The sequence below is a fragment of the Eggerthella hominis genome (assembly GCF_014287365.1).
GTDB lineage: Bacteria > Actinomycetota > Coriobacteriia > Coriobacteriales > Eggerthellaceae > Eggerthella > Eggerthella guodeyinii.
Genome location: NZ_JACOOA010000001.1, coordinates 930,297 through 954,174 on the forward strand (window position 1 = coordinate 930,297; position 23,878 = coordinate 954,174).

Below are 23,878 nucleotides of genomic sequence, written 5' to 3' on the forward strand. Positions count from 1 at the left end.
AGGGGGCCGCATCGGCCCCCTTCGCGCTCTAGGATCGCCTGCGGCGGCGCACGCCCACGCTGGCCGCGATGCCGGCAGCGGCCAGCGTCGCGCCAACCGCCAGCAGGCCGAGCGGCGCGTCGCCCGTCTTCGCGAGGAACCCGAACGGCCCCCTCGACGCCGAGGGCTTCGCCGGTGCCTCCGGCACGCGCTCGTCCACCATCTCGACGTGCTGCACGTAGCCCTCCTGCGGCCCCAGCTTGGGATTCTCCACCGTGAACGCCACGTCCTCGGCCACGGCGTAGCCGTCGGGCGCGGCGAGCTCCACCAAGCGGTAGGTCTCCCCCGCCACGAGCACGCCCTCGATCCGCCGGCCCGCATCCGCCTCGGAAACCCACGGCTCGCCGACCGTCGCGCCGGCCTCGTCCACCACCTGCAGCGTGGCGCCGGCCAGCAGCGCGCCGTCGGGATCCCTCTTGCTGAACTCGACGATCACCTGCGGCTCTTTCCACACGATGTCGCCGCTCTCGTCCACCTCGGCCGTGCCGGACCCGTCGTCGAACGAAACGAGCCTCGGGGCGCCGTCGTCTCCGACGGCGAACGTCAGCGCGATGGGGTGCTTCGACACGAGGCTGCCGTCGGGCGCCTCGAGCTCCTGGATCACGTACTCCCGATCCATGAGCACGCCCTCGAACACGAGGTAGCCGTCCGCACCCGTGGTCGCCTTCGCGACGAGCTGCAGGCCGCTTTCGCCCGGGAAGGCCGAAGCCGCCCGCGCTTCCGGCGCGGCCACGCGCTTGAACAGCCCGTACGTGGAGTTCGGCAGCACCTTGCCCTCGTCGTTCTCCGACACCTTCTTGATGCGGATGTCCGTGCGGTGCACGTCGTTCACGACGGCGTCGAGCACGCCGTCCTCCCCCAGCGGGGCGAACCGCTCGACGGTGCCGTCGACGGCGACGTCGAGCCGGTGCACCGCGTCGCTCGGCACGTGGCCCGCGGGCACCACCGTCTCCTTGAGATAGTAGGTGCCGGCCGTGACCGGGGAGAACGACACCGCGCCATCCGCACCGCTTCGCGCCCTCAGGTCCTCGCCGCCGGCCGTCCGCGAGACCCGCGTGCACGCCTCGTCGTCGTACGCCGTGAACTCCGCGCCTTCGAGCGGCCGCGTGGCATCCGCCTCGGCGGCTCCCAGGCTGGCGTCCGAGCAGCTTTCGACATACCGCTCGAGCTTCGCGAACGAGACTTCGATGGGCTCGTTGCCCACCGTGCCCAGATCGACCGAAGGGGTCGAATCCGCGTTGCCCGCCCCTATCTCGAACGTCTTGGAGTAGGGCTGCGCGCCCAGGCGGTAGCCGTCGGGGGCCTTCGTTTCCGTGACGGTGTAGGCGCCCCAGGCGAGGGGGGCGACGGACAAGGAGCCGTCGGCGCCGGTCGTGACGGTCGCGACGGAGCCGTCGGGGCCGGTCAGCTCGAACTCGGCGCCCGCGAGGCCCTCATCCGTCCCCGCCGCGACCTTGGTCAGCGCCACGGACCCGAGCTTGCGCTCGTTGGCCACCTTGCCGCCTTCGTAGCGCGCGTTCTCCACGACCAGCCCGTAAGCGCCCGCCGTGGCCGGGTCGACGACCTCGGCCAGCTTGAGTTCGGCGTCTTGGAAGGCGGCCGTGTTCTCCACCGTGAACGTGGCCGTGTACGGCTTGTCGGCGTCCAGGACGTAGCCGGGCGCGGCCTGCGTCTCCTGGATGCGGTACGTGCCCTTCTCCGTCAGCACGAACGCCGCCGCGCCGTGCTCGTTCGTGGCGAGCGGCGAGCCGACGGGGACGAACGACCCGTCCGCCGCCTGCTTGGACAGCGCGAACTGCGCTCCGGCCAGCGCCTCGGCGCTGGTCTGGTCCACCTTGAGCAGGGAAACCACGGTGGTGAAGCTGCTGTTGTCCATGACCACGGCAACCGTCTTCCCATGGTCTTGCTCGCCGATGGAGAACGCCTGATGCGCGCCGTCCGCCACCGCGTCGTCGGGCGCGGCGGTTTCGACGAAGTAGTAGCTTCCCTCGGGCAGCCCCGACACCCTCACCTTACCCGCCGCGTCGGTGACCAGCCCCCGCTCAAGCGGCTCGTCCGCGCCTTCGGCGTACAGGTCGAACGTGACGCCCTCGAGCGGGCCCACGCCGTCGCGGGTCTTCGTCAACTCGACGTTCGCCACGATCCGCGTGTTGCTCAGCGAGAGGCGCAGACCGTCGGCGGAGACGGTGGCCGCAGGATCGGCCGGATCGTCGAGGACGACCTTGCCCGCGTCGTCCAGCTTGAAGGACACGTGCCCCGACCAGGTACGGTATCCGCTCAGCCGGCCGGTTTCCGTCAGCGTGTACTCCTCGCCCGCGACGAGCGCGCCCTCGAAGACCCGCGCGTCGGCCTCGGACGTCCATTCCGTTTCTGTCGTGCCGTCGGCGAAGGTTCCGGAGAGCTTCAGGCGCGCGCCGGCCAGGGGGCCGCCGTCGTCATCGGTCTTCGCGATGGAGATGCTCGTCTTCGCGTTCTCGACGGAGCCGAGGTCGACGGCCAGGCTCTGCGCGCCGATCGCGAACGCCGCGGAGTAGGGCTCCGCTCCCAGCCGGTAGCCGGCGGGGGCCTTCGCCTCGACGAGAGAGTACTCGCCCCAGGCGAGGTCCCCGACGCTCAGCTTGCCGTCGGCATCGGTCGCGAGGTCGGCGACGTAGCCGTCGGGGCCGGCCAGCCGGAACTCCGCGCCCTCGAGGCCCGTTTCCGTCCCCGCCGCCACCTTGGCCAGGCTCATCGAGCCGAGGATGCGCTCGTTCAAGACGCCCGCCGACGTCCACGCGCCGGCCGCCTTATCCACCGGCCCCGCCGACGTGGCCGCGCCCTTCCCGATCGCCAGCTCCAGGCCGTCGTCGGCGTCGGCCAGCTCGAAGGTCGCCTTGAACGCGCCCGCACCCTCGTAGCCGGTCGGGACCTTCGTCTCCGCGAGGGCGTAGGAGCCCTTCTTGAGGTCGGTTGCCTTGAAGGCGCCGCCCTCGACCGTCATCGGCACGACCCGCTTGTCGCCGCCGCCCTCAGGCACGTACGCAAGCTCGAACTCCGCGCCCTCGAGCGCGTCGCCCGTCGCGCCGTCCAGCTTGTGCAGCACGAGCGAGGCCGAGAACGCCTTGTTCTCCATCGCCACCGACACGGTCGTCCCGTGGTCGCCCGTGCCGATGCTCACCGGCACGGGGTTCGGATCGAGAATTAGGTCGTCGCGCGTCGCCGTCTCCACGAAGGCATAGCCGCCCTCGGGCAGGCCGGCGACGGACACCTTGCCGTCGACGCCCGTGACGAGGCCCCCTTGCACCAGGCCGCCCCGGCCGTCGAGGCCCTTATGCAGCTCGAAGGATATCCCCTCCAGCAGGCTTCCGGCGGCGTCGCTCTTCACGAGCTCGACGCTTCCGGAGACTTCCACGTTGCGCAGCGACAGCGACGTGCCGTCGGCGGCCACCGAGACGGCCGGGCGGCCGTCGGCGAGCTCCGGATTCTGCATGACGGACAGCTTGCCGTCGCTTCCCACCGCGAGCTCGACGGGGCCTGGCAGCGCCAGGTAGCCGTCCGGCCGCGCGGTCTCGGCCAGCTCGTAGGCCTCCCCCGCGACCAGGCGACCGGCGAGGTTGAAGGCTCCGGTGCCCGAGGTCCAGGACACCTCGTCGGCCTCGGGGTTCGCGAACCTGCCGGAGAGCGTCAGCGTCGCGCCCGCGACGAAGCCGCCCTCGGCGGCGTCCACCTTGGAGAAGGACGCCTTGGTGCGCTCGTTGGCCACCTGTCCGAGGTCCGCCGTCATGCCCGGGGTGCCGGCGCCGATGGAGAACGGATACCGCGTGTCGGGGATCACGTAGCCGTCGGAGGAGAGCTCCTGCAAATAGTAGCCTCCCCACTCCAGCCCCGCGATGGAGAGCGAGCCGGGCTCGGCGGACGCGCCTTCCGCGTCGTCGGCGCCCGTGTAGGCCCTGCCGGTGGCGAACTCGCCCAGCTTCGCATCGCCATCGGCGTCGAACAGGCCGAACACCGCGCCATCCAAGGGCGCGTTCGCGTCATCGGCGTCCACTTTGACAAGCTCCACCGTGCCGGGCAGGCGCATGTTGCGGACGGAAAGCACGACGTTGCCGTCGTCGAGCACGGCGGCGGGCGTGCCGTCGGCGTAGACCGGGTTGGACAAGAGCTCGATCTTGCCGTCTTCCATGAGCTTGAAGACGACGCTCCCGGGCAGCGGCTCGTAGCCGGCCACCGCGCCGTCCTCGGTCAACGCGTACTCCTCGCCCACGACGAGCAGCGTCTTAAAGTTCTTCAGCGTGCCGTCCGCTACCCATTCCTTTTCCTTCTTGCCGTCGGCGAAGGTTCCGGAGAGCTTCAGGCGCGCGCCGGAAACCGGGTTGGGAGCATCGAGGTTGTCGACCTTCGCCACGCTGATCTCGGTAGGGGTGTTCTCGACGGAGCCGAGGTCGACGGCCAGGCTCTGCGCGCCGATCGCGAACGCCGCGGAGTAGGGCTCCGCTCCCAGCCGGTAGCCGGCGGGGGCCTTCGCCTCGGTAAGGGTGTAGTCGCCCCAGGCGAGATGGGTTGCGCTCAGCTCGCCGCCGGCATCGGTCGCGAGGTCGGCGACGTAGCCGTCGGGGCCGGTCAGCCGAAACAAGGCGCCCTCGAGGCCCGCTTCCGTGCCCGCCGCCACCTTGTCCAGGCTCATCGAGCCGAGGATGCGCTCGTTCAAGACGCCCGCCGACGTCCACGCGCCGGACGCCTTATCCACCGGCCCCGCCGACGTGGCCGCGCCCTCCCCGATCGCCAGCTCCAGACCGTCGTCGGCGTCGGCCAGCTCGAAGGTCGCCTTGAACGCGCCCGCGCCCTCGTAGCCGGTCGGGACCCTCGTCTCCTCCAGGGCGTAGGAGCCCTTCTTGAGGTCGGTTGCCTTGAAGGTGCCGCCCTCGACCGTCAGCGGTACGGTCTGCGCCGCGCCGCCGCCCTCAGGCGTATACATGAGCTCGAACTCGGCACCGGCGAGCGCCTCGCCGGACGTACCGTCCAGCTTGTCTAACTTGAGCGAGGCCGAGAACGCCTTGTTCTTCGCGCCGCAGGCCACGGCTGCGTTCGTCGTAGCGTAATGGTTCCCGTCGGCGATCTCGAACTCGTGGCGCGCGTCGCCATCGAGCACCGTGTCGGGTGTGGCCGCCGTCTCCACGAAGTAGTAGGAACCCACCGCGAGGCCCTGGTCCAGCATTTGCCCGGTGTCCGGGTTGGCCGTCGAGTCCTTCCCCACCGAGGTCCACGCGCCGTCCGCATCGGTCGCAAGCCCCGCGGCGACGAGCAGGTCGGCGCCGTCCGCGCCCGCCTTGTACAGCGAGAACTCCACGCCCGCAACCGTCCCGACGCCGTCGTCGGCGACGGTCTTCGTCAGCGTCACGTGCCCGCGCACCGGGCTGTTCAGCACCGTGAGCGCGTTCGCCTCCACCCTGCTCCATGCCGTCGCGCCCGGGGCGCGCTGGTAGAGGGCGCCCTCCGCGTCCATCTTGAGCTCGAGGGACGGCGCGGCCAGGTAGTGCTGCGGAACGCCCGTCTCCTCAAGGGTGTAGACGCGCTCGTCGCCAGCCGTCGAGGCTATCAGCTTCCCCGCGACGGCCTCGGCATGGTCGCCCGACGTCCACACGAGCGGATCGGTGCCGTCGGCGAACTCGCCGCTCAGCGTGAACTCCGCGCCGCCCAGGGCCTCCCCCGTCGCCGCGTCTTTTTTGGACACCGTGAACTCGTTCTGCTCGTTCACGACGGCATCACCCTTGTTGAGGGTGTAGGTTTCGCTCGCCGTTCCCTGCTTGACGGTCACCGTCAGCTCCGCCGCGCTCAGCTTGTAGCCGGGAGGCGGGACGGTCTCCTTCACGATGTACGTGCCCGCGGGCACGTTGCCGAACAGGGCCTCGCCGTCGCCGGTCGTCGTATACACGTGTTCCGTTCCTGCGGAGTCCGTCGCCTCCACCACGGTGCCCGCGTCAGCAGACGTGGCCGTCATGCTCACGCTCTTGCCGTTGACGTCCGCTCCCGTGAGGGTGAACACGGCGCCGTTGAGCGCCCGGCCCCCAGCCGTCGCCTTCAGCACGCGCACGCTCGCGTCGAGCGGCGCGTTGGCCACTGCGCCGTTGCCCTTCGTCACGACGACGACGTCCCCGAACGAGACCTTCCCCTCCGCATCCGTCGACCACGTGAAGCGACCGTCGGTCGCGCTGATGGTGAACTCGTCGGTGACGAGCGGATCGGCGTCGTCGAACACGAAGTCGCCGTGCGTGGCCGTTTCCTTGAAATAGTAGGTGCCCGGCGTAAGCCCGCGGCTCATCCAATCGCCCGTGACGCTATTCCACATCGAGGCTTGGCCGACCGTGGTCACCTTGCCGTCGCGTCCGCTGACGAAGGACGTCGAATTCACGAGGGTGTCGGCCGCGCCCGGCACCGCCGCCTTCCGGTACAGGTTGAACTTCACGCCCGCAAGCGGCGCGCCGTCATCCGTCTGCTTCGTGAATTCCGCATGCCCCACGATACGCTCGTTGCGCAGGGTGAAGCCGTTGTTGCCGTGGTGCGCGTTCAGGAAGGTGCCGTTGCCGGCGACGCCGTCCGGCGCGTCGCCGTTGTGCAGATCGACGGCGTCGTCGGCGATGACGCCGTACTCGTCGATGGTGAACTCGACCCTCTGGTCCGCGTGGCTTGCGGCCGCGTAGCCCTCCGGCACCGCCGTCTCGACGATGCAGTACCTCTTGCCGCGCTCGAGGCCGTCGAACGAGAGCTCGCCCGCAGCCGGCGACTCCTGCGCGTCGCCAACCTTATCCCACGCATCGCCGTTCTGCACCTGCAGCTGCAGCGTCGCGCCCGCGACGGTCTTGCCCCACTGGTCGATCTTCTTCACGCTCACCTTGTTGGGGTCGTCCGCCACCGCCAGCGTCGACCCCGTCACGGTGCCCTTGCCGTTCAGCACGGCCAGCTTCCCGTGGACGTCGATGCTGAACCGCACATCCTCGAACTTGCCGACCGTCGGGTCGTGGGGCGTCTTATCTTCGCACAGCCAATACGTGCCGACGGGGATGCCGCGCAGCTCCCATTCGTACGTCGACGCGTCGCCGACGGTCACGCTGTACTTCTCGTTCGTGAAGGAATTCACGAGCACGTTGCCCACCGCTCCGGCGTCGTCTTCATGGATCGCCAGCACCGCCCCTTCGAGGCTCTTGTCCTCGTCCGTCGTCTTCTTCACCGTGATCGAGGTCTTCTCGTTCACGACGGCGGCGGCCTCGCCCACGTCGTTGCCCGTCCCCGGCGCGTAATCAACCAACCACGAGGCGTCATCGGCAGGCCTCACCACCGAGAAGTGCTTCATGCCCTCGTAGGCGGCGTAACCGGCCTGCGGGTCGACCTCCTCCAGGCCGTAGTCGCCCCACGGGAGCCCGGCAAGAGAGAGCTTGCCGCCGGCATCTCCGTTGACGAGCTCGAAGTTGTCGCCCGACGGGGCGTAGGCGTACGAGCCGTCGGAACCCGTCACGCTCACCGCCACCTTCTTGCCGCCGTCGAACCCGTTGGGGTACAGGTACAGCCTGAACGAGGAGCGCGGGCCGCTCAGCGCGTCGCCCGCCTCGAGCTCGAAGGTTTTCTCGAGAAGCACCGGCGCCTCGCTCGTGAGACGCTCGTTCAGCGTCGCAGCGCCGGCTACGGTGTTGCTGCCTCCGGCACCGGTCGTGAACTGGTTCGCATCGGCGTCGTACGCCAGCGTCTTATAGCCGCTCGACGCTTCCAGCTCGTCGTAGTAATAGGTTGCGTCCACGTCGAGCCCGTAGAACGCCACCAAACCCTTCGCGTTCGAGACGGACGTCGCCACGAGATCCTTCTTCTCGGGATCGCTGTACAGGTTGAACGTCACGCCCGCGATGGGCGACGCCTTCCCGCCGAACTCGTCGGCCTTCACCAGCTTGTAGATGGCCTTCTTCGTGAGCCATCCCCACGAACCCGCATCGACCTCGGCCACGCAGGTGTCGGAACCGGTCTGGCCCTGATCGGCCGTCAGCGTCACGTTGTTCGCGATCTTGCCGCCCTTGGCAGCTCCCACCACCTTGGCGCTATACGTCAGCACGTACGACGCCGTGCCGTCCGGCACCGTCACGCTCAAGGCCGTGCCGCCGGAGCCCGCGTCGTACGTCAGCTTCTTCGACCACGTATCCGAATCCACCGCCTCGCCCAGCGCGTCGGCTATCGCGCCGCCGGCGTCGTGCGTTGCGCGATGCAGCTCGACGCTGCCCACGTCGATGCTGAGCACGTCGTCGGGCACGTCGGTCAGCGTCACGTTGCGCATATCGGCGCCGTTGGGGTTGATGTTGATGCGGTACGCGAGCACCCCGTTGCCTTGCTGGGAGCCGTCGACGGTCTTGGCGACCAATCGGTTGTCGATGTTGCCCGCGCCCGCGGCTCCCTGGCACTTCACGTTCGTCGGCGTGCCGCCGGCGAAATCGTCGGAGCCGGCGGTGGCGGAGTTCGTCGCGCTGATCACGAAATCGCCCGGATGGTCCTGGTGCAGCTTTTGCAGCACGGAGTTTTCCAGCGTGAGGTACAGGTCGATCCGGTAGCTGTTCGTCGTCGGCGCGTCGTCGGAGAAGATCGCTTCGATCTTCCGGGAATCCTTCCAGGCGGCCGTGTCGTACGATGTCGTGACGTCCTGTTCGGCGCCGTCCTTGCCGAGCTCCGTCACCTTGATGGCCCGGTCGCCCTCGGCGATCGCCCACTCGTCCGCGGTGACGGAGCCGAGCGACGCTCCGTCGGCGGCGCGCACGTCCGTGACGAGCGCGCTCAAATCATCGCTCACCTGCAGGTTCGCGCTGGGCATATGGCTCCCGTTCACGACGATCCGGTAATGCAGGTAACCGGTGGAGCCGTGCTCGTCGTCCACCACCTCGTAGGAGCTCGTCTTGGCGAGGAACTTGTTCTCGAACGTGCGGGAGGCGGTGGCCTGCGCCTCGAACGTCCCGTGCTCCGACCTCACCACCAGGTTCGCCGCGTTCTCGTAGCGATGCAGCACCCTGTTCTCGTCCTTGAAGTTGAGCGCCTGGGTGCGGTACTCGATGACCACGTCGTTGAGCGCGTACTCGGCGCGTTCGAAGGAGAAGGTCAGCAGCTTGAGCGCCTCGTCGTACGAGAACACGCCGGCCAGCTGGTCCGGCGTCAGCTCGGCGTCCCGGTAGACGACCTTCACCGAGCCGGCGATGTAGGCCTGATCGTCGTCGATCACGTCGGCGATGGCCCCGGATTCGTAGTCGTCGGTGCGCACCGACGGGACGATGCGCCACGTGATCTCGCCGGTGGAGGAATCGTAGGAGGGAGTCTCCTTGTCGAGATGCGCCACCTGGAAATCCGTGTTGACGTCGATGGGCTTGAACGCCCCTTCGCCGGGACCGTAGCCGTTGGGCCACTGGTAGGCGATCCACGCCGTGTTCGGGAAGTCGATGCTCTCGTTCTCCTGCCCGGGCGCGTCGATCTCGGTCTCGAACGTGATGCGCCGCTCGGTGTCCACCGTTCCGGCGATATGGACTTCGAGCAGGTGCGTTCCGCCCTCCTCGGCGACAAGTACCGCGTACGTCGACGAAGGCGCCGGATCGGGCGCGGAAGCATGCACGGTCACGGGCATTCCGTCCAACCTGAGCGTTTTGTCCTTGTACGCCGCACGCGCGTCCAGGCGGTCGTACACCACGACGTCGTTCGCCGCGCCCAAGCCGCCCTGGTTGACGGTCAGCTCCCAAGCTATCGTGCTGCTGTTCAGCGGCGTCCCCCGCTTGCTGAACGAGTACTTCGGCACCGTCGCGGTGCCGGTGGCGCCCGGCTCGCCCGTCACGTGTATCGACGAGCCCGCCGGGGACGACATCGTCGCCGTGTTCGAAAGGAGCTGATCGCCGTTCACGGCCGCATCGAGCACCTCGTTTTCGACGGGAACGGTCACGCTCAGCTTGTACGGCGCCACCGCGGTGGAATCGGCGGGGAACGCGTAGGTGAAGCCCGCGTCGGTTTGCTCGATCGCGAGCGCGTCGCCGTCCGGGCCGGTCACCGTCGCCTCCCCCTGCGTCGCCCTGTCGTACTCGTCGACGATCACGATGTTCTTGAGGGGAACCCCGGCCGACTCGGCCGCCGAGCCCACCGTGACGGTCCAGGTGACCGTCGCGTCGTTCTTGTTGTACGAACCCGTCTTCTCGATGCCCACGAGATCCGTCGATTTCTTCGGGGCCGTGAACGTGTAGACGGTGCCGTCGGTCTGCAGCGTCATGTCGGCATCCGTCGGGGCGTCGGACTGCAGCTTGTCGTCGTTCAGCTTGAACGAGCACATGATGCCGCCCACGATGCCCACGTTGCCCTCTTCGATGTCCACGGTCTGCGTGAACGCGACCACCACCTGGTTGTTCTCGATGGTGTAGGTTGCCAGCACCTCGCCCGTGGGGGACACGATGTCCTGCGCGAAGGGGCTGTCGGCAACGGTGAAGATGCTGGGCACGCTGTATCTGAACACGTCGCCGGCGTTGATCGTGCGCGACGCGTCGTCCTTGTTGATCTTGAAATCGACCCCCATGTTCATCCGGTCGATGGAGGCGAGGGGGACGCTCGAGAAATCGTACGCGACGCGCTTGTCCCCGGTTTGCACGGCGGGGGTGACGTGGGTGGCGCCCGCCGCATCGACGTAGGAGAAGTCCACGACCCCGAGCGAAAGCTGCTCGACCTCGTTCGTCACGTCGCTGCCTTCGGCGCCTTCGCGAGGCGCGTCCCCCGGCACCGCGCTCGGCGTCGCCTCGGCGACCCCGCCGTCCTCGACGGTCTTGCGCGATTCCGCCGAAGGCTCGCCGACGGAGGCCTCCCGCAGCACGACGTCGGCACGCCCCTCCACCGCAGGGGCGTCGAAGAGCGGCGCGGCGTCCTCGGCGACCTCGAGGCGCGCGTCCAGCGCCACCGCCAAGCGGTCGCCGGCCTCCTCGGCAGCGGCCAAGGCGTCGAGCAGGGCGTCGGACGCCCGCATCGACACCGTCAGCGTCTGCGGCGCGAGCGGCAGATCGGCCCCGACGGCCTCGAAGCGGTACGTGGCCGCTCCGGGCGACAGGGCGCCGCTCACGTCGAAGCCCGTCGGGGCATCGCCGAGGCGGGCCCGCTCGACGGCAAGCCGATCGTCGAAGGAGAGCGTCAGCTCGTAGCGCGACAGATCGACCGCGGCGGCCGACTCCTCCCCCATGCGCACGGTCCAGGTGACGATGTGCGCGTCGGCGTCCCACGTCCCGGAAACGGTCAGCCCGCTCACCGCGCGCGGCGCCTCCGCGCCCTCCTCGGACTCGGCCGCGCCCGCAGGCCCCTCTTCGCCCGCAGGCGCGGCCTCAGGCTCCCCTGCGCTCTCCGCCTCGGACGCCTCGGTCAGCGCCTCCTGCTCCGCGGCTGCCGCGCCGTCCCCTTGCGCGGCGAACGCCGCGAGCGGCTGCAGGGCGGCGCTGTTGCACGTGCATACCAGCACGAACGCCATCAGCACCGAAGCGGCCTTGTGAGCAAGCGGATATCGCATAGTAAACTCCCCTCCCCTGCGCGCGGTCGCTCCGCGCCAGTTGCCCATTGTAATGAGAGGGGGGTTCCAATTAATAGTGATTCAAACAAGAGTTCAAGCCCTGGTCAGCGCGTCACACGTAAAAAAAATCCCCCCGCCGAAGCGGGGGGATTTTAGATGCAGCCGTGCACCAGAGTGCTCTGCTGACGCAGAACGCTTACGCAGCGCCCGGGATGATCATCATCGCAACCGTCAAGATGATCACGCACGCCACGCCCAGCATCACGAACAGCTTGCCGCCGAACTTGAGCCACGTGGAGTACTCCACCTTGGCCAGCGCCAAACCGCCCATGATCGCACCGCTCGTCGGGGTGAACAGGTTCACCAGGCCGTTGCCGGCGCTGAAGATCATGATCATGACGTCGGTCGAGAAGCCCAGCGAGTTCGCCAGCGGCCCCATGATGGGCATGGACACCGTTGCCATGCCGGACGACGACGGGATGAGGAACGACAGCACGATGTACAGCAGGAACGACAGGGGGGCGAAGATGACCGCCGACAAGCCGTTCAACGCGTTCGCCGCGTTCTCAAGAATCCACATGTCGAGACCGGTCTCGCCCATGAGCACCGTGATGGAACGGGCCATGGCGATAATCAGCACGACGCTCATCATGTCGGCGGTGCCGTTGATGAACGCTTTGACGAAGCGGCTCTCGGACACGCCGCCGACGACGCCGATGATGATGGCCATGATGAGGAACCAAGTGGAAGCCTCATCGAAGTACCACTGACCCAGCGGCAGACCCGTCAGGAACGCGGACCAACCCTCGGAGATCTGGTCTTCCGTCGTGACCGTACCGGACACATCGCCCGTGAAGGTCAGCTCGCCCATGTCTCCATCGGCGTAGACGGCCGAGATGTCCTCGCCGGAAACCGGCGTGGTGACTTCCTCCGTGGCCGCGCCGGCATCGAACAGCTCGACGCCGAAGTCGCCCCAGGGGATGAAGCCGACGATCATGACCACGAACGTCAGGGCGAACACGATGAGCGTCCACTTCTGGCGGCCCGTCATCAGCTTCTCGCTCGGGTTCGCCTCAGCGATTTCAGCTTCTTGCTGGGCCTCGCCGAACTCGGCCTTCATGGTCTCCTGCTCCTGCAGCGACAGGATGGTGGAACCCTTGTTGGCCTTGACCTTCTTCGCATACCGCATGACGAAGACGATGGAGATCGCCAGCGTCACGAGCCACAGCACCACGCCGAGCATGATGATGGTGCCCTGGTTGATCACGATGCCCGACGTGCTCAGGGAGTCAACGGCAGCGCCAACGGCGAACGGGTTGACCGTCGAACCGAGCACGCCGCAGCCGGCGCCCAACAGCACGACCGCAGCACCGACAACGCTGTCGAAGCCTGCGGCGACCATGGTGGCCGCGAGCAGCAGGTAGAACGGAACCGTTTCCTCGCACATACCGTACGTCGTACCGCCGATGGAGAAGATGAACATCAGAATGGGGATGAGGATGAGCTCATTGCCCTTCAGCTTCTTCACCAGCGCTGCGATACCGGCGTCCAGCGCGCCCGTCTCCGTGACGATGCCCAGGAAACCACCCAGGATCAGCACGAACAGGCAAACGGGTAGAGCGTCGGTAAAGCCCTTCACGGGAGCCGTTGCCACATTGGCAATCGTGGCGCCTTCGACTCCCTGCACACCTGCCAGCGACATCACTACCGTGACCAGCGCCAGCACGATCAAGATGATCAGCAGGATGGTAAACGATGAAATAGATCGCTTTTTCTTGCTCTTTTCTTTTGCTTTCTCGGTCATAACAACCCCTCCTATTTGAGGATCGAGTCGGATATTTTGGCGAACGAGAAATTTTCAAGCGGTCCTGTGGAAGCGTAACCGCAGACCGCCGTACCCCTGTTGCGGTGGCATGCGCCGAAACGCATGCCACCGTTCCATCGTGCGGAAGCTCACGAAGCCTTCCGCGCACACGCAAAACGCTTTACGCCGTGATGACCGTTCCCGTCTTGCCCTCGAGGCCCGCAGCGGCGCATTCGAGGGAGGTGATGAGCGCCTTGCCCTCGGGGAACGCACGCACGTACTCGATGCAGGCCTCCACCTTCGGAAGCATGGAGCCGGGGGCGAACTGGCCCTGGGCGATGTACTCCTCGGCCTCGGCGATCGTCATGGTGCTGATCTCGGCCTGGTCGGGCTTGCCGAAGTTGATGCACACCTTCTCGACGGCCGTGAGGATGACGAGCATGTCGGCGCCGAAGTCGGCCGCGAGCTTGGCCGAGGAGCGGTCCTTGTCGATGACGGCGGGGACGCCGACGTAGCCGTCCTCCGTCTCGAACACCGGCACGCCGCCGCCGCCCGTGGACACCACGATGTAGCCGTCGTCCATGAGGTCCTTCACCGCGTCGAACTCGACGATGCGCACGGGCTTCGGCGAGGCAACCACCTGGCGCCAGCCGCGGCCGGCGTCCTCCTTGAAGGTCCAGCCGGTTTCCTCGGCCTTGGCCTTGGCCTCTTCCTCGGTGAGGAAGGCGCCGACGGGCTTCGTGGGGTTCTGGAACGCCGGGTCCTCGGGATCGACGACCGTCTGGGTCACGACGCATGCCGTGGAGCGCATGATGCCGCGTTCCTTCATGTCGTTGAGGATGGCCTGGGACAGCTGGTAGCCGATGTAGCCCTGGCTCATGGCGCCGGCCTCGGGGAACGGCATCTCGGGGGTCTTGCCGTCGTGCTGGGACGCATACGCGAAGGCGTTGTTGATCATGCCGACCTGCGGGCCGTTGCCGTGGCTGACCACGACGTTCGTGCCCTCGCCCACCATGTCCACGATGTGCTTGGCGGTGTTCTTCACGAGCGCGAGCTGCTCCTGGGGCGTGTTGCCCAGGGCATTGCCGCCGAGCGCGATGACGACGCTGGGGCCTTCTCCTTTAGCGTAAGGCATACTGAATCACCGTTTCTTTCTTTAGGAGAGCGTCGCGTACATGACGGCCTTGATGGTGTGCATGCGGTTCTCGGCCTCGTCGAACACCTTGGACTGCTTGGACTCGAACACGCCGTCGGTGACTTCCATCTCCGTGACGCCGAAGCGCTCGGCGATGTCCGCGCCGGTGGTGGTGTTCGTGTCGTGGAACGACGGCAGGCAGTGCAGGAAGATGGCATCCTTGTTGGCCATGGCCATGACTTCCTCCGTCACGCGGTAGGGCTCGAGGAGCTTGATGCGCTCGGCCCACACCTCGTCGGGCTCGCCCATGGACACCCACACGTCGGTGTAGATGACATCGGCGCCCGTGCAGGCGTCCTTCACGTCTTCGGTCAGCTTGATGGTGCAGCCGTTCTCGGCGGCGATGGCCTCGCAGGTCTCCACGAGGTCGGCGGCAGGCATGTTCTCCTTGGGGCCGCAGGCGACGAAGTTCAGACCCAGCTTGGCGCACACGACCATGAGCGAACGGGCCACGTTGTTGGCGGCGTCGCCCATGAACACCAGCGTCTTGCCCTTGATGTCGTAGTTGAAGTTCTCCTGAACCGTCAGGATGTCAGCGAGCATCTGGGTGGGGTGCCACTCGGTGGTCAGGCCGTTCCACACCGGCACGGAGGCGCCGGCAGCCAGCTCTTCCACGTCGGACTGGGCGTAGCCGCGGAACTCGATGCCGTCGTAGAAGCGGTCGAGCACGCGGGCGGTGTCCTCGATGGACTCCTTCTTGCCCATCTGGGAGCTGCCCGGATCGAGGTAGGTCACGCCCATGCCGAGGTCCATGGCGCCAACCTCGAACGCGCAACGCGTACGGGTGGACGTCTTCTGGAACAGCAGGACGATGTTCTTGCCCTCGAGGTAACGATGGGGGGTACCCGTCAATTTCAGGTTCTTGAATTCGCGGGACAACTTCAGCAGGTACTCGATTTCCTCGGTGGTGAAGTCGAGGAGGCGCAGGAAGTCGCGACCGCTCAGGCTAGTAGGCATAGATCATTCCTTTCAACGTTGCTTACCAAGACAATGATACCGGCAGGCAGTGCCAAGTATTTCCGCCCGCCCCCTCTTCGAACGCCAGGGCCGCGTTGCACGGCCCCGGCAATCCGGAAAAGGCAAGGGTAGCTCAAATAACACTCGCGCACATGCAGCTGCGCGCGAGCTTGGAACCTTAGTCCTCGCGCCAGATGGGCATGCTCATGCAGCGCGGGCCGCCACGGCCGCGGGACAGCTCGGCAGAGGGAACCTCGATGACGTTGAGGCCCTTCTCCTTGAGCAGCTTGTTGGTGACGTCGTTGCGCTCGTACACCACGATGGTGCCCGGGGCGATGCACAGCGTGTTCGAGCCGTCGTTCCACTGCTCGCGCTCGGCCGCGATGCGATCGCCGCCGCCGCAGGGGATGAGCTCGACCGGATGGCCAACGTACTTCTCGAGGATGCTCTCGAGCGTGCCGTTCATCTCCTTGACCTTGATGCCGTCGCCCTCGGGGGTGATCTCGAAGACGGTCAGCGGGCCGAGGATGCCCGGATGCACGGTGAACTTGTCCGTGTCGATCTGGGTGAACACCGTGTCGAGGTGCATCATCGCGCGGTTGTTCGGGATGTTGAAGGCCAGGATGGTCTCGACCGGGCTGGTCTCGTCCTCGAAGATGTTCTTCGCGATGGCATCGATGGCATCGGGCTCGGTGCGCTGGGAAATGCCGATGGCCAGCACCTTGTCGTTGATGTTGAGGATGTCGCCGCCCTCGATGTGGAACGTGTTGTAGCGGCTGTAGTACTGGGGCACATCCTTGAAGTCGGGATGATGCGTGAAGATGTACTCGGCGTAGATGGTCTCGCGGTTGCGCGTGACGGAGTACATGCGGTTGATGGACACGCCGTTGCCGATCATCGCGAACGGGTCGCGGGTGAAGTACAGGTTCGGCATGGGGGCGACGACCATCTTGGACGCCTCGCTGACGAGGTCGACCAGGGAGTTCGACTTGTCGGTGTGCAGCTCGGTGAGGTTGATGCCCTCCACCGTCTTCATGACCAAGTCGAGGTTGTCGGGATAGTTTTCGTTGAGGTAGTCGAAGATGATCTTCTGGTAGCGATCCGTGCGGATGCCGGCTTCCTCGATGAACTGCTTAAGGAACTGCTCGCGCAGCTCGGGGTTCTGATCGAGCACCTCGGCCATGAGCTTCTCGAGGTACACGACTTCGACGCCGTTGTCGCGCAGAGCCTGCGCGAAGGCGTCGTGCTCCTCCTGGGCGACCTTCAAGAACGGAATGTCGTCGAACAGGAGTTCTTCGAGCGTGTTTGGTGTCAGGTTCAGAAGCTCTTTACCCGGTCGGTGGAGCAAGACTTTTTTCAAAGGCTTGATCTCGCTTTTGACGTTCACACCAGCCATAGCAACCCTCCTTTTCCTTTATGCATTTTCCAGATTTTTGGCTTGCGGAAGCACCCGTTGCGCACCGGGTGTCCGTTCACTTCGCCAAAATCTCATGGTTCGGATCAAATTGCAACCACAAAAACGAAACAAAACGGTACCCCTCGCAATACCTCGTGTTTTTTCGGCGAATGGTCACTCGTTAGCCGGCGTGTTTTCATATTTTCGACACATTCACTTTTTCGCGCTATAGCGATGAAGCGGCTTGTTTCGCCCCGTTTCGGCCCCGAACCGCAGGTGCGCCGACCTTTTGGATTGCATATTTGATTAACCCGAATGCATAAACATGCAGAAAGATGCATTTCGGATGCAACCGCCGCGGCCCACGTCGATCGGACGGCGCTCACCGGGGGTGCGCCGCACGGCTCAGACGGGGGTTCTCGCGCGTAAAATACCAGATACCGGGCAGATTTTGACCTGACGCTGCCCCGCTGGAACACTCGGCGTATCCGTCCTTCGCACGGGGAAGTTTTACGGTATAATACCGATGCTCGCTGAAACGCGCCCGTGGCTCAATGGATAGAGCAACGGACTTCTAATCCGTCGGTTGCAGGTTCGAGTCCTGCCGGGCGCGCCATCTTTCGCTCATCCGCTCGCTTCGAGCATCGCCCCTCTTTTACCCCGTTGAACGAAAAACTAAATATTATTGCACAGTTCTTTACATATCACAATAGAAAGTTCTTAGGTAGTTACCGTACGATGACAAACGCCCGTCTTTTCCGACACGGTGCGGAGAGTTGTCAACCGATTGGCAACAGCCCTCCGAATCGGTTCGCCCTTTATACTCGTTGGCGTAATATAAGAAGCTCTATCATCCCCGAGCTTATGAATAACGTTCGATCGTACATCGAGAGGAGCTGCGCATGCCGTACATGGAAAACCACACGTTGTACTACAAGAAGCAGTGCCCGTTCTGCCAGAAGGTCCTGCGCTTCATGGACGACAACAAGATCACGATGGACACGAGAGACACCCTGCAGCCCGGCAACCAGAACGACCTCGTCCGCATCGGCGGCAAGAAGCAGGTGCCGTGCCTCGTCATCAACGGAAAGCCCCTGTACGAGTCGGACGACATCATCGCCTACCTGCGCACCACCATCGCGTAGCGCCCTTCCCCACCGCTTCGACTGCCCGACCGCCCGCCTTGCCGCGGGCGGTTTTTTGCGCCGCCGGTCAGCTGCGGCGCAGGCGCGCCGCGCGCTCGTCCAAGTACGCGATCAGGTCCTCCTCGCGCGGCCCCAGCGCGTGCGCCTTGAGATGCGACACGCCGAACCCCCAGGTGAATCCGCGCGCCGGCACGGCCACCACCGCTTCGCTGCCCTTGAACACCTCGAGCGACGAGAGGTGCGGCAGCGTGAACCCGATGCCCTCGCCGCGCAGGACGAACTCGTAGATCCAGAATATCTCGGAGTACTTGACGATCTCGGGCGGGTCGACGCCTTCGCGCTCGAAGCGGCCCACGAGGTCGCGGTAGCACTTGAAGTCGTCGCCGGGTATGGCGAGGCGGCGCTGGGCCAGGTCGTCCAGCTCGAGCGCGTCGCGCGCGCTGAGGGGGTCGTCGCTGCGCACCCAGTAGCTCACGGGCGACGAGTACAGCTCGTGGGAGTCGAAGTCGTCGACGGGGGACGTCACGGTGAGCGCCAGGTCGTACAGGCCGTCGCGCAGCACCGACTCGCACATCGCGTCCGGCATCTCGTTGAGCGTGATGGACACGTCCGGATGCTGCTCGAGGAAGCCGCCGAGGAAGCCCGAGCCCAGGAGCCCCGGCACGCCCAGCGAGCAGGCGATGCGCAGCTCCACGTAGCCGCTCGACGAGATGCGCTCGAAGGCGCTGGCCAGGAGGTTGCGCTCGGCGCGCATGCGCTTGGCGTACTCGTACAGCTCGTCGGCGTAGGGCGTCGCGCGGCGCGTGCCGTCCTCGTCCACGGCGAACAGCGGCACGCCCAGCTCGCGCTCGAGGTTGCGGACGGCCTTCGCGAACCCCTGCGGCGACATGGGCACCTTGCTCGCCGCGGCGCTGAAGCTGGGCGAATCGTACGCCAGCACGAAGTAGTCGAACCTGTCCTGCATCATCGCATGTCCCTCCCGCCTGCCGTGCGAAAGGGGCTCCCTCCCCGCTCCGCACGGCCCATTGTACTACGGCGGCGCGCGGCGGGCGCGCGATACGCTGCGCTTGAAACTAAGAGATTCAACAGCAAACGAGGAGCTACACGTCAAGCTCTTGCACGAAATATCCACGAGAATCTACAGTAAGGACAGGCCGCAGGAGGGCGGCCGCAATCCACTTCCTCGCAACAGAGGCAGGTAAGGAGGATCCACCATGAGTGCAGCTACCAACAACTTGAGCAGGCGTTCCTTTCTCGCAGGAGCCGGCATCCTGACCGCGGGCTTCGCCGGCGCGGCGCTGACGGGCTGCGGGCCGCAGCAGGCCAAGGAAACCGAGGCCGAAGCCCCGACCGCCGGCGCCGATGCGGGAGCCACGGCCGACATCGCCGCCGACGACGCCATCTGGAGCATCCCCGAGCTGGGCGAGCCGAAGGAGACCGTGCAGGCCGACGTGTGCATCGTGGGCGCGGGCGGCACGGGCACGGCGGCGGCCATCCAGGCCATCGACCTCGGGCTCAAGCCCGTCGTCATCGAGCGCTTGAGCGGCTACGGCGGATCGTTCATCGGCACCGAGGGCATGACCGGCCTCGAGACGCACTTCACCGAAGCCGACGGCGGCGTGCAGTTCGCCGGCGCCTACAGCCCCGACGCCCCCTACGGCGTGAAGAACGCCACGAACACCTGCCTGAACTACCACCATTGGATCCCCCAGCACAAGCTGTACGAGAACTTCTTCGGCCAGACGTCCGAGACCATCGACTGGCTCGAGGGACACGGCATCGTGTTCGAGGGCAACATCTCCATCGGCTCCGGCCCGAAGGTATGGCACGTGTACGACAAGGGCGACAACGCGAGCCCCGGCGGCTACTTCATGCAGTGCTTCGGCGCGGAGGCCGAGAAGCTGGGCGTGGAAGCCCATTTCAACACGTTCGGCCGCAAGCTCCTCGTCGAGGACGGCAAGGTTGCCGGCGTGCTGGCCGAGAAGGAGAACGGCGACGTGCTGAAGGTGGAGGCGCCCGTCGTGATGATCGCCACGGGCGGCTACGCGAACAACTCGGACATGCTGTACAGCGTCTCCGAGACGAAGAACGCCAACATCCAGGCCCTCGGCATGGACTGCCGCGCCGGCGACGGGCTGAAGATGGCGAAGGACGCCGGGGCCGAGTTCGCCGAGGGGCTGGGCACCGTCATGTGGTGCGGCCCGGTGACCATCGGCGCCGTGACGGCCACGTGGACGACCGACGCCTACTCGGCCGGCGTGCAGCCCACGCTGTGGCTCAACGAGAAGGGCGCGCGCTTCTGCAAGGAAGACCTGTGGATCGACGACTTCGCGGGCGCGGGCATCTGCGTGCGCAACCAGGAGAAGACGTTCGCGCTGTTCACCGAGGCCGACATGCTGCGCTGGGAAGCGGAGGGCCCCGACGGGCAGGTGTTCTCGTTCGGCACGCCGGGCACGCCGCTGGCCAAGGCGCGCGAGGTGCTGGAGAAGGCCGAGGGCTGCCACGTGGGCGACTCCCTCGAGGCCGTGTGCAAGGAGGTGGGGCTCGACCCCGCCGCGGTGAAGGCCACCGTCGAGCAGTACAACGGCTACTGCGACGCGGCCGCCGGCCTGGACGGCGACGACACGAGCGCCGACGAGGAGTTCGGCAAGCGCGCGAAGTACCTGCACAAGATGGATGCCGGCCCCTACTGGCTGTGCGAGACGGCCGACGGCTTCTACACCACGTGCGGCGGCATCAAGGTGAACGAGAAGACCCAGGTGCTCGACCAGGACGGCCAGGTCATCGTGGGCCTGTACGCGGGCGGCTCGGACGCGGGCGGCCTGTACGGCGACTCCTACGACGTGAAGTTCGCCCCCGGCTCCCAGGCGGCGTGGGCGGTCAACTCCGGCCGCCTGGCCATGAAGGACGCCCAGGAGCTGCTGGCGTAAGCGGCCCTCCCCCTTCCCTCGCCTCCCCGGCTTGCGCGTCCGCCCCCTCCCTGGAGCGCAAGCAGAAGCCCCGGCCCGCATCGCGCGCCGGGGCTTTTCGAGCGCGGCGCGAGCCCCGGTTCGCGAGCGCGATGCGTGCCCACGGGAGGCAGCCGCGCCGAGACGGGCGGGGTTTCGGCGGGCCGTACGCACGGTAACGATGCGCAATCAGGTGCTCGTGCGGGGCTCCGGCAAAGAAAAAGCCGCGCACAATACGTGCACGGCCTGCGAATTCGTGGAGCGGGTGACGGGAATCGAACCCGCGTCATGAGCTTGGAAGGCTCAGGTTCTACCATTGAACCACACCCGCGTTTTGCGCGGCGACTATTGTACCGCAAGTTCGCCCGCTGCGAGCGAAATTATCCGAGAAGAACCACGAGGTGCCCATGACCTCCCCTTTGAGCGACTACAACCGCAAACGCGACTTCGACCGGACGACGGAACCGCCCGGCACGGCGGAGCCGCGCTCGGACGAGGGCGGCGACGGGCGGCTCCGCTTCGCCGTGCAGCACCATTGCGCGTCGCGGGACCACTACGACCTGCGTCTCGAATGGGACGGCACGCTGCTGAGCTGGGCCGTTCCGAAGGGGCCGTCCTACAACCCGCGTGACAAGCGGCTGGCCGTGCGCGTGGAGGACCACCCGCTGGACTACCGCACCTTCGAGGGCACCATTCCGAAGGGCGAGTACGGCGGAGGCACCGTGATGCTGTGGGACGAAGGGTACTGGGAGCCGCTCGTGGACGTGGAGGAGGGGCTGCGCGACGGCGATCTCAAGTTCGTCCTCGACGGGCACCGCCTGAAGGGCGCGTGGGTGCTCGTGCACATGAAGCCGAAGGGCCGCGAGCGCGACGACAACTGGCTGCTCATCAAGGAGAAGGACGATTACGTGCAGGACGAGGCCGGCATCGCGGGGTTCGACACGTCCGTCCAGACGGGTCGCACGATGGACGAGATCGCCCGCGGCGAGGACGAGCGCGTCGTCCGCAACCCGTTCGAGCGCGTCGACGTGGAGCTCGCCAAGCTCGTGAGCGCGGCCCCGCCCGGCGACGACTGGCTGTTCGAGGTCAAGTACGACGGCTACCGCATCGTCGCCTTTCTCGAAGGCGGCACGGCGCGCCTCGTCACGCGCAACGGCAACGACTACACCGAGCGCTTCGACGCCGTCGCGCGCTCGCTGGAGGATTGGGCGGGCCGGCGCGCGATGGTGCTCGACGGCGAGCTCGCAGTAGCCGACGAAACCGGCAGGACCGACTTCCAGGCGCTGCAGGGCTTCCTGCGCGAGCCGCAGGGCAAGCACCCCGCCTACCTGGCGTTCGACCTGCTGGCGCTCGACGGCGAGGACCTGCGCGACCGGCCGCTCGTCGAGCGCAAGCAGCTGCTCGAGAAGCTGCTGCAGGGCGCGCCCGACGACGTGCGCTACAGCGTGGACGTGCGCGGCGACGGCGCCGACAGCTTCCGCGCGGCCTGCGAGCAGGGCCTCGAAGGCGTGGTGGGCAAGCGCGCCGACGCGCCGTACCGCGGCGCGCGCAACGGCGACTGGATCAAGTTGAAGTGCGGCGACGAGCAGGAGTTCGTCGTCGGCGGGTACACGCGCACGGCCAAGCGCGTGCGCGGCATCAGCTCGCTGCTGCTGGGCCTGTACGAGGAGGGGCGCCTCGTGTACGCGGGGCGCGTCGGCTCGGGCCTGAGCGAGGAGGCGTCGAACGAGCTGCTGGAGGCGTTCGCCGGCCTCGAGCGGCCCGACGCGCCCTTCGCCGACGCCCCGAAACCGCGCGCGAACGAGCGCCTCACGTGGCTGGACCCCCAAGTGGTCGTGCAGGTGCGGTTCTCGGAATGGACCGAGGACGGCCTCCTGCGCCACCCCAGCTACCTCGGCCTGCGCACCGACAAGGACCCGCGCGACGTACGGCGCGAATCCGTCGAGGAGCCGTCCCCGCATCCGACCGAGCGATTGGAGCTTCCCATGAACGACTCGAACGAGAAGAGCGACGAGCTGCATATCGACGGCGTGCGCATCACGAACCCCGGCAAGCTGCTGTTCGAGGAACCGCCCATCACGAAGGAAGACGTCGTGCGCTACTACGCCCGGGTTGCCGACCGCATGCTCCCCTACGCGGGCGGCCGCATCCTCAGCATCGTGCGGTGCCCGCGCGGCGCGGGATCGGCCTGCTTCTTCAAGAAGCATCCCGGCCCCTCCACCCCGGGCGTGCGCACCGTGTCGACGCCTGCGAGCGACGGCGGGGACGAGCTGTACTTCTACGTGGAGGACGCCGTCGGGATCGTGTCCGAGGCGCAGATGGACACGATCGAGTTCCACGTGTGGGGCAGCCGGGTGGCCACGCTCGAGCAGCCCGACACCATGGTGTTCGACCTCGACCCCGACAAGGGCCTCGCGCTCGAGCAGGTGCGCCAGGGCGTGCGCGACCTCAAGGGCATCCTCGACGACCTGGGGCTGAAGACGTTCCTCAAGACGAGCGGCGGCAAGGGCTACCACGTGGTGGTGCCCTTCGAGCCCACCGCGTCGTGGGACGCGTTCCACGACTTCGCGCGGCGCATCGCCCAGGTGATGGCCGAGAAGTGGCCCGACCGCTACACGAGCAACGTGCGCCTGGCGAAGCGCACCGGCAAGGTGTTCATCGACTGGATGCGCAACGGGCGCGGTGCCACGAGCATCGCCCCGTACTCGCTGCGCGCCCGCAGCGGCGCGCGCGTGTCCATGCCGCTGGCCTGGGACGAGCTGGACGAGGTGGCCCCGAACGCCGTCACGATGGCCGACGCGCTCGCGCGCATCGAGGGCGCCGACCCCTGGGACGGCTACTTCGACGTCGACCAGGCGCTCGAGTAGCGCCGG

The 23,878-nt window shown here is 66.8% G+C and carries 9 protein-coding genes and 2 tRNA genes; 4 read left to right on the forward strand and 7 right to left on the reverse strand.

What is annotated here, in order from left to right; translation table 11 throughout:
* Nucleotides 1-28: 28 nt before the first annotated feature.
* The 5 genes from H8S61_RS04100 to arcA all read right to left on the reverse strand — a co-directional run bounded on the left by H8S61_RS04100 (nucleotide 29) and on the right by arcA (nucleotide 16,912).
* Entirely contained in the window at nucleotides 29-11,560 is an 11,532-nt protein-coding gene (locus tag H8S61_RS04100) for a SpaA isopeptide-forming pilin-related protein (protein ID WP_186938027.1), read from the reverse strand.
* 196 nt (nucleotides 11,561-11,756) lie between these two features.
* Nucleotides 11,757-13,364, reverse strand: a complete 1,608-nt coding sequence (locus tag H8S61_RS04105) for a YfcC family protein (RefSeq protein WP_160943381.1) — start codon at nucleotides 13,362-13,364, stop codon at nucleotides 11,757-11,759.
* Nucleotides 13,365-13,545: 181 nt separating this feature from the next.
* The gene (gene arcC, locus H8S61_RS04110; RefSeq protein ID WP_160943380.1) at nucleotides 13,546-14,499 is read right to left on the reverse strand and encodes a carbamate kinase; all 954 of its coding nucleotides are present in this window, start codon (nucleotides 14,497-14,499) and stop codon (nucleotides 13,546-13,548) included.
* A gap of 21 nt (nucleotides 14,500-14,520) precedes the next feature.
* Nucleotides 14,521-15,516 carry an ornithine carbamoyltransferase gene (gene argF, locus H8S61_RS04115; RefSeq protein WP_160943379.1) on the reverse strand — a complete coding sequence of 332 codons (996 nt, stop codon included), beginning with the start codon at nucleotides 15,514-15,516 and terminating at the stop codon, nucleotides 14,521-14,523.
* 178 nt (nucleotides 15,517-15,694) lie between these two features.
* Nucleotides 15,695-16,912, reverse strand: coding sequence for an arginine deiminase (arcA, locus tag H8S61_RS04120; RefSeq protein ID WP_154334385.1), 1,218 nt, complete (start codon nucleotides 16,910-16,912; stop codon nucleotides 15,695-15,697).
* Nucleotides 16,913-17,452: 540 nt separating this feature from the next.
* Between arcA and H8S61_RS04125 the strand changes: the two genes are divergently transcribed.
* Together H8S61_RS04125 and H8S61_RS04130 are read left to right on the forward strand one after the other, a co-directional pair.
* Nucleotides 17,453-17,528, forward strand: a tRNA-Arg gene (locus H8S61_RS04125).
* A gap of 286 nt (nucleotides 17,529-17,814) precedes the next feature.
* A complete protein-coding gene (locus tag H8S61_RS04130) occupies nucleotides 17,815-18,057 on the forward strand; it encodes a glutaredoxin family protein (RefSeq protein ID WP_160943378.1) in 243 nt (80 codons plus the stop codon).
* Nucleotides 18,058-18,124: 67 nt separating this feature from the next.
* Here H8S61_RS04130 and H8S61_RS04135 read toward each other — a convergent pair whose 3' ends face one another.
* Nucleotides 18,125-19,024, reverse strand: a complete 900-nt coding sequence (locus H8S61_RS04135) for a LysR family transcriptional regulator (RefSeq protein ID WP_160943377.1) — start codon at nucleotides 19,022-19,024, stop codon at nucleotides 18,125-18,127.
* A gap of 247 nt (nucleotides 19,025-19,271) precedes the next feature.
* On the opposite strand from H8S61_RS04135, the gene H8S61_RS04140 reads away from it, so the two are divergent.
* On the forward strand, nucleotides 19,272-20,987 hold the full coding sequence (locus tag H8S61_RS04140; RefSeq protein WP_186938028.1) for an FAD-binding protein: 1,716 nt from the start codon (nucleotides 19,272-19,274) through the stop codon (nucleotides 20,985-20,987).
* A 275-nt stretch (nucleotides 20,988-21,262) separates the two neighbouring features.
* On the opposite strand, the gene H8S61_RS04145 is transcribed toward H8S61_RS04140, so the two are convergent.
* Nucleotides 21,263-21,336 (reverse strand) — tRNA-Gly (locus H8S61_RS04145).
* A 76-nt stretch (nucleotides 21,337-21,412) separates the two neighbouring features.
* Between H8S61_RS04145 and ligD the strand changes: the two genes are divergently transcribed.
* Entirely contained in the window at nucleotides 21,413-23,872 is a 2,460-nt protein-coding gene (gene ligD, locus H8S61_RS04150; protein ID WP_186938029.1) for a DNA ligase D, read from the forward strand.
* The last annotated feature ends 6 nt before the right edge of the window (nucleotides 23,873-23,878 follow it).

Excerpts from the sequence above, each read along its gene's own strand:
- H8S61_RS04100 (WP_186938027.1), bottom strand. The coding sequence starts at position 11,560 with ATGCGATATCCGCTTGCTCACAAGGCCGCTTCGGTGCTGATGGCGTTC.
- H8S61_RS04105 (WP_160943381.1), bottom strand. The coding sequence starts at position 13,364 with ATGACCGAGAAAGCAAAAGAAAAGAGCAAGAAAAAGCGATCTATTTCA.
- arcC (WP_160943380.1), bottom strand. The coding sequence starts at position 14,499 with ATGCCTTACGCTAAAGGAGAAGGCCCCAGCGTCGTCATCGCGCTCGGC.
- argF (WP_160943379.1), bottom strand. The coding sequence starts at position 15,516 with ATGCCTACTAGCCTGAGCGGTCGCGACTTCCTGCGCCTCCTCGACTTC.
- arcA (WP_154334385.1), bottom strand. The coding sequence starts at position 16,912 with ATGGCTGGTGTGAACGTCAAAAGCGAGATCAAGCCTTTGAAAAAAGTC.
- H8S61_RS04130 (WP_160943378.1), top strand. The coding sequence starts at position 17,815 with ATGCCGTACATGGAAAACCACACGTTGTACTACAAGAAGCAGTGCCCG.
- H8S61_RS04135 (WP_160943377.1), bottom strand. The coding sequence starts at position 19,024 with ATGATGCAGGACAGGTTCGACTACTTCGTGCTGGCGTACGATTCGCCC.
- H8S61_RS04140 (WP_186938028.1), top strand. The coding sequence starts at position 19,272 with ATGAGTGCAGCTACCAACAACTTGAGCAGGCGTTCCTTTCTCGCAGGA.
- ligD (WP_186938029.1), top strand. The coding sequence starts at position 21,413 with ATGACCTCCCCTTTGAGCGACTACAACCGCAAACGCGACTTCGACCGG.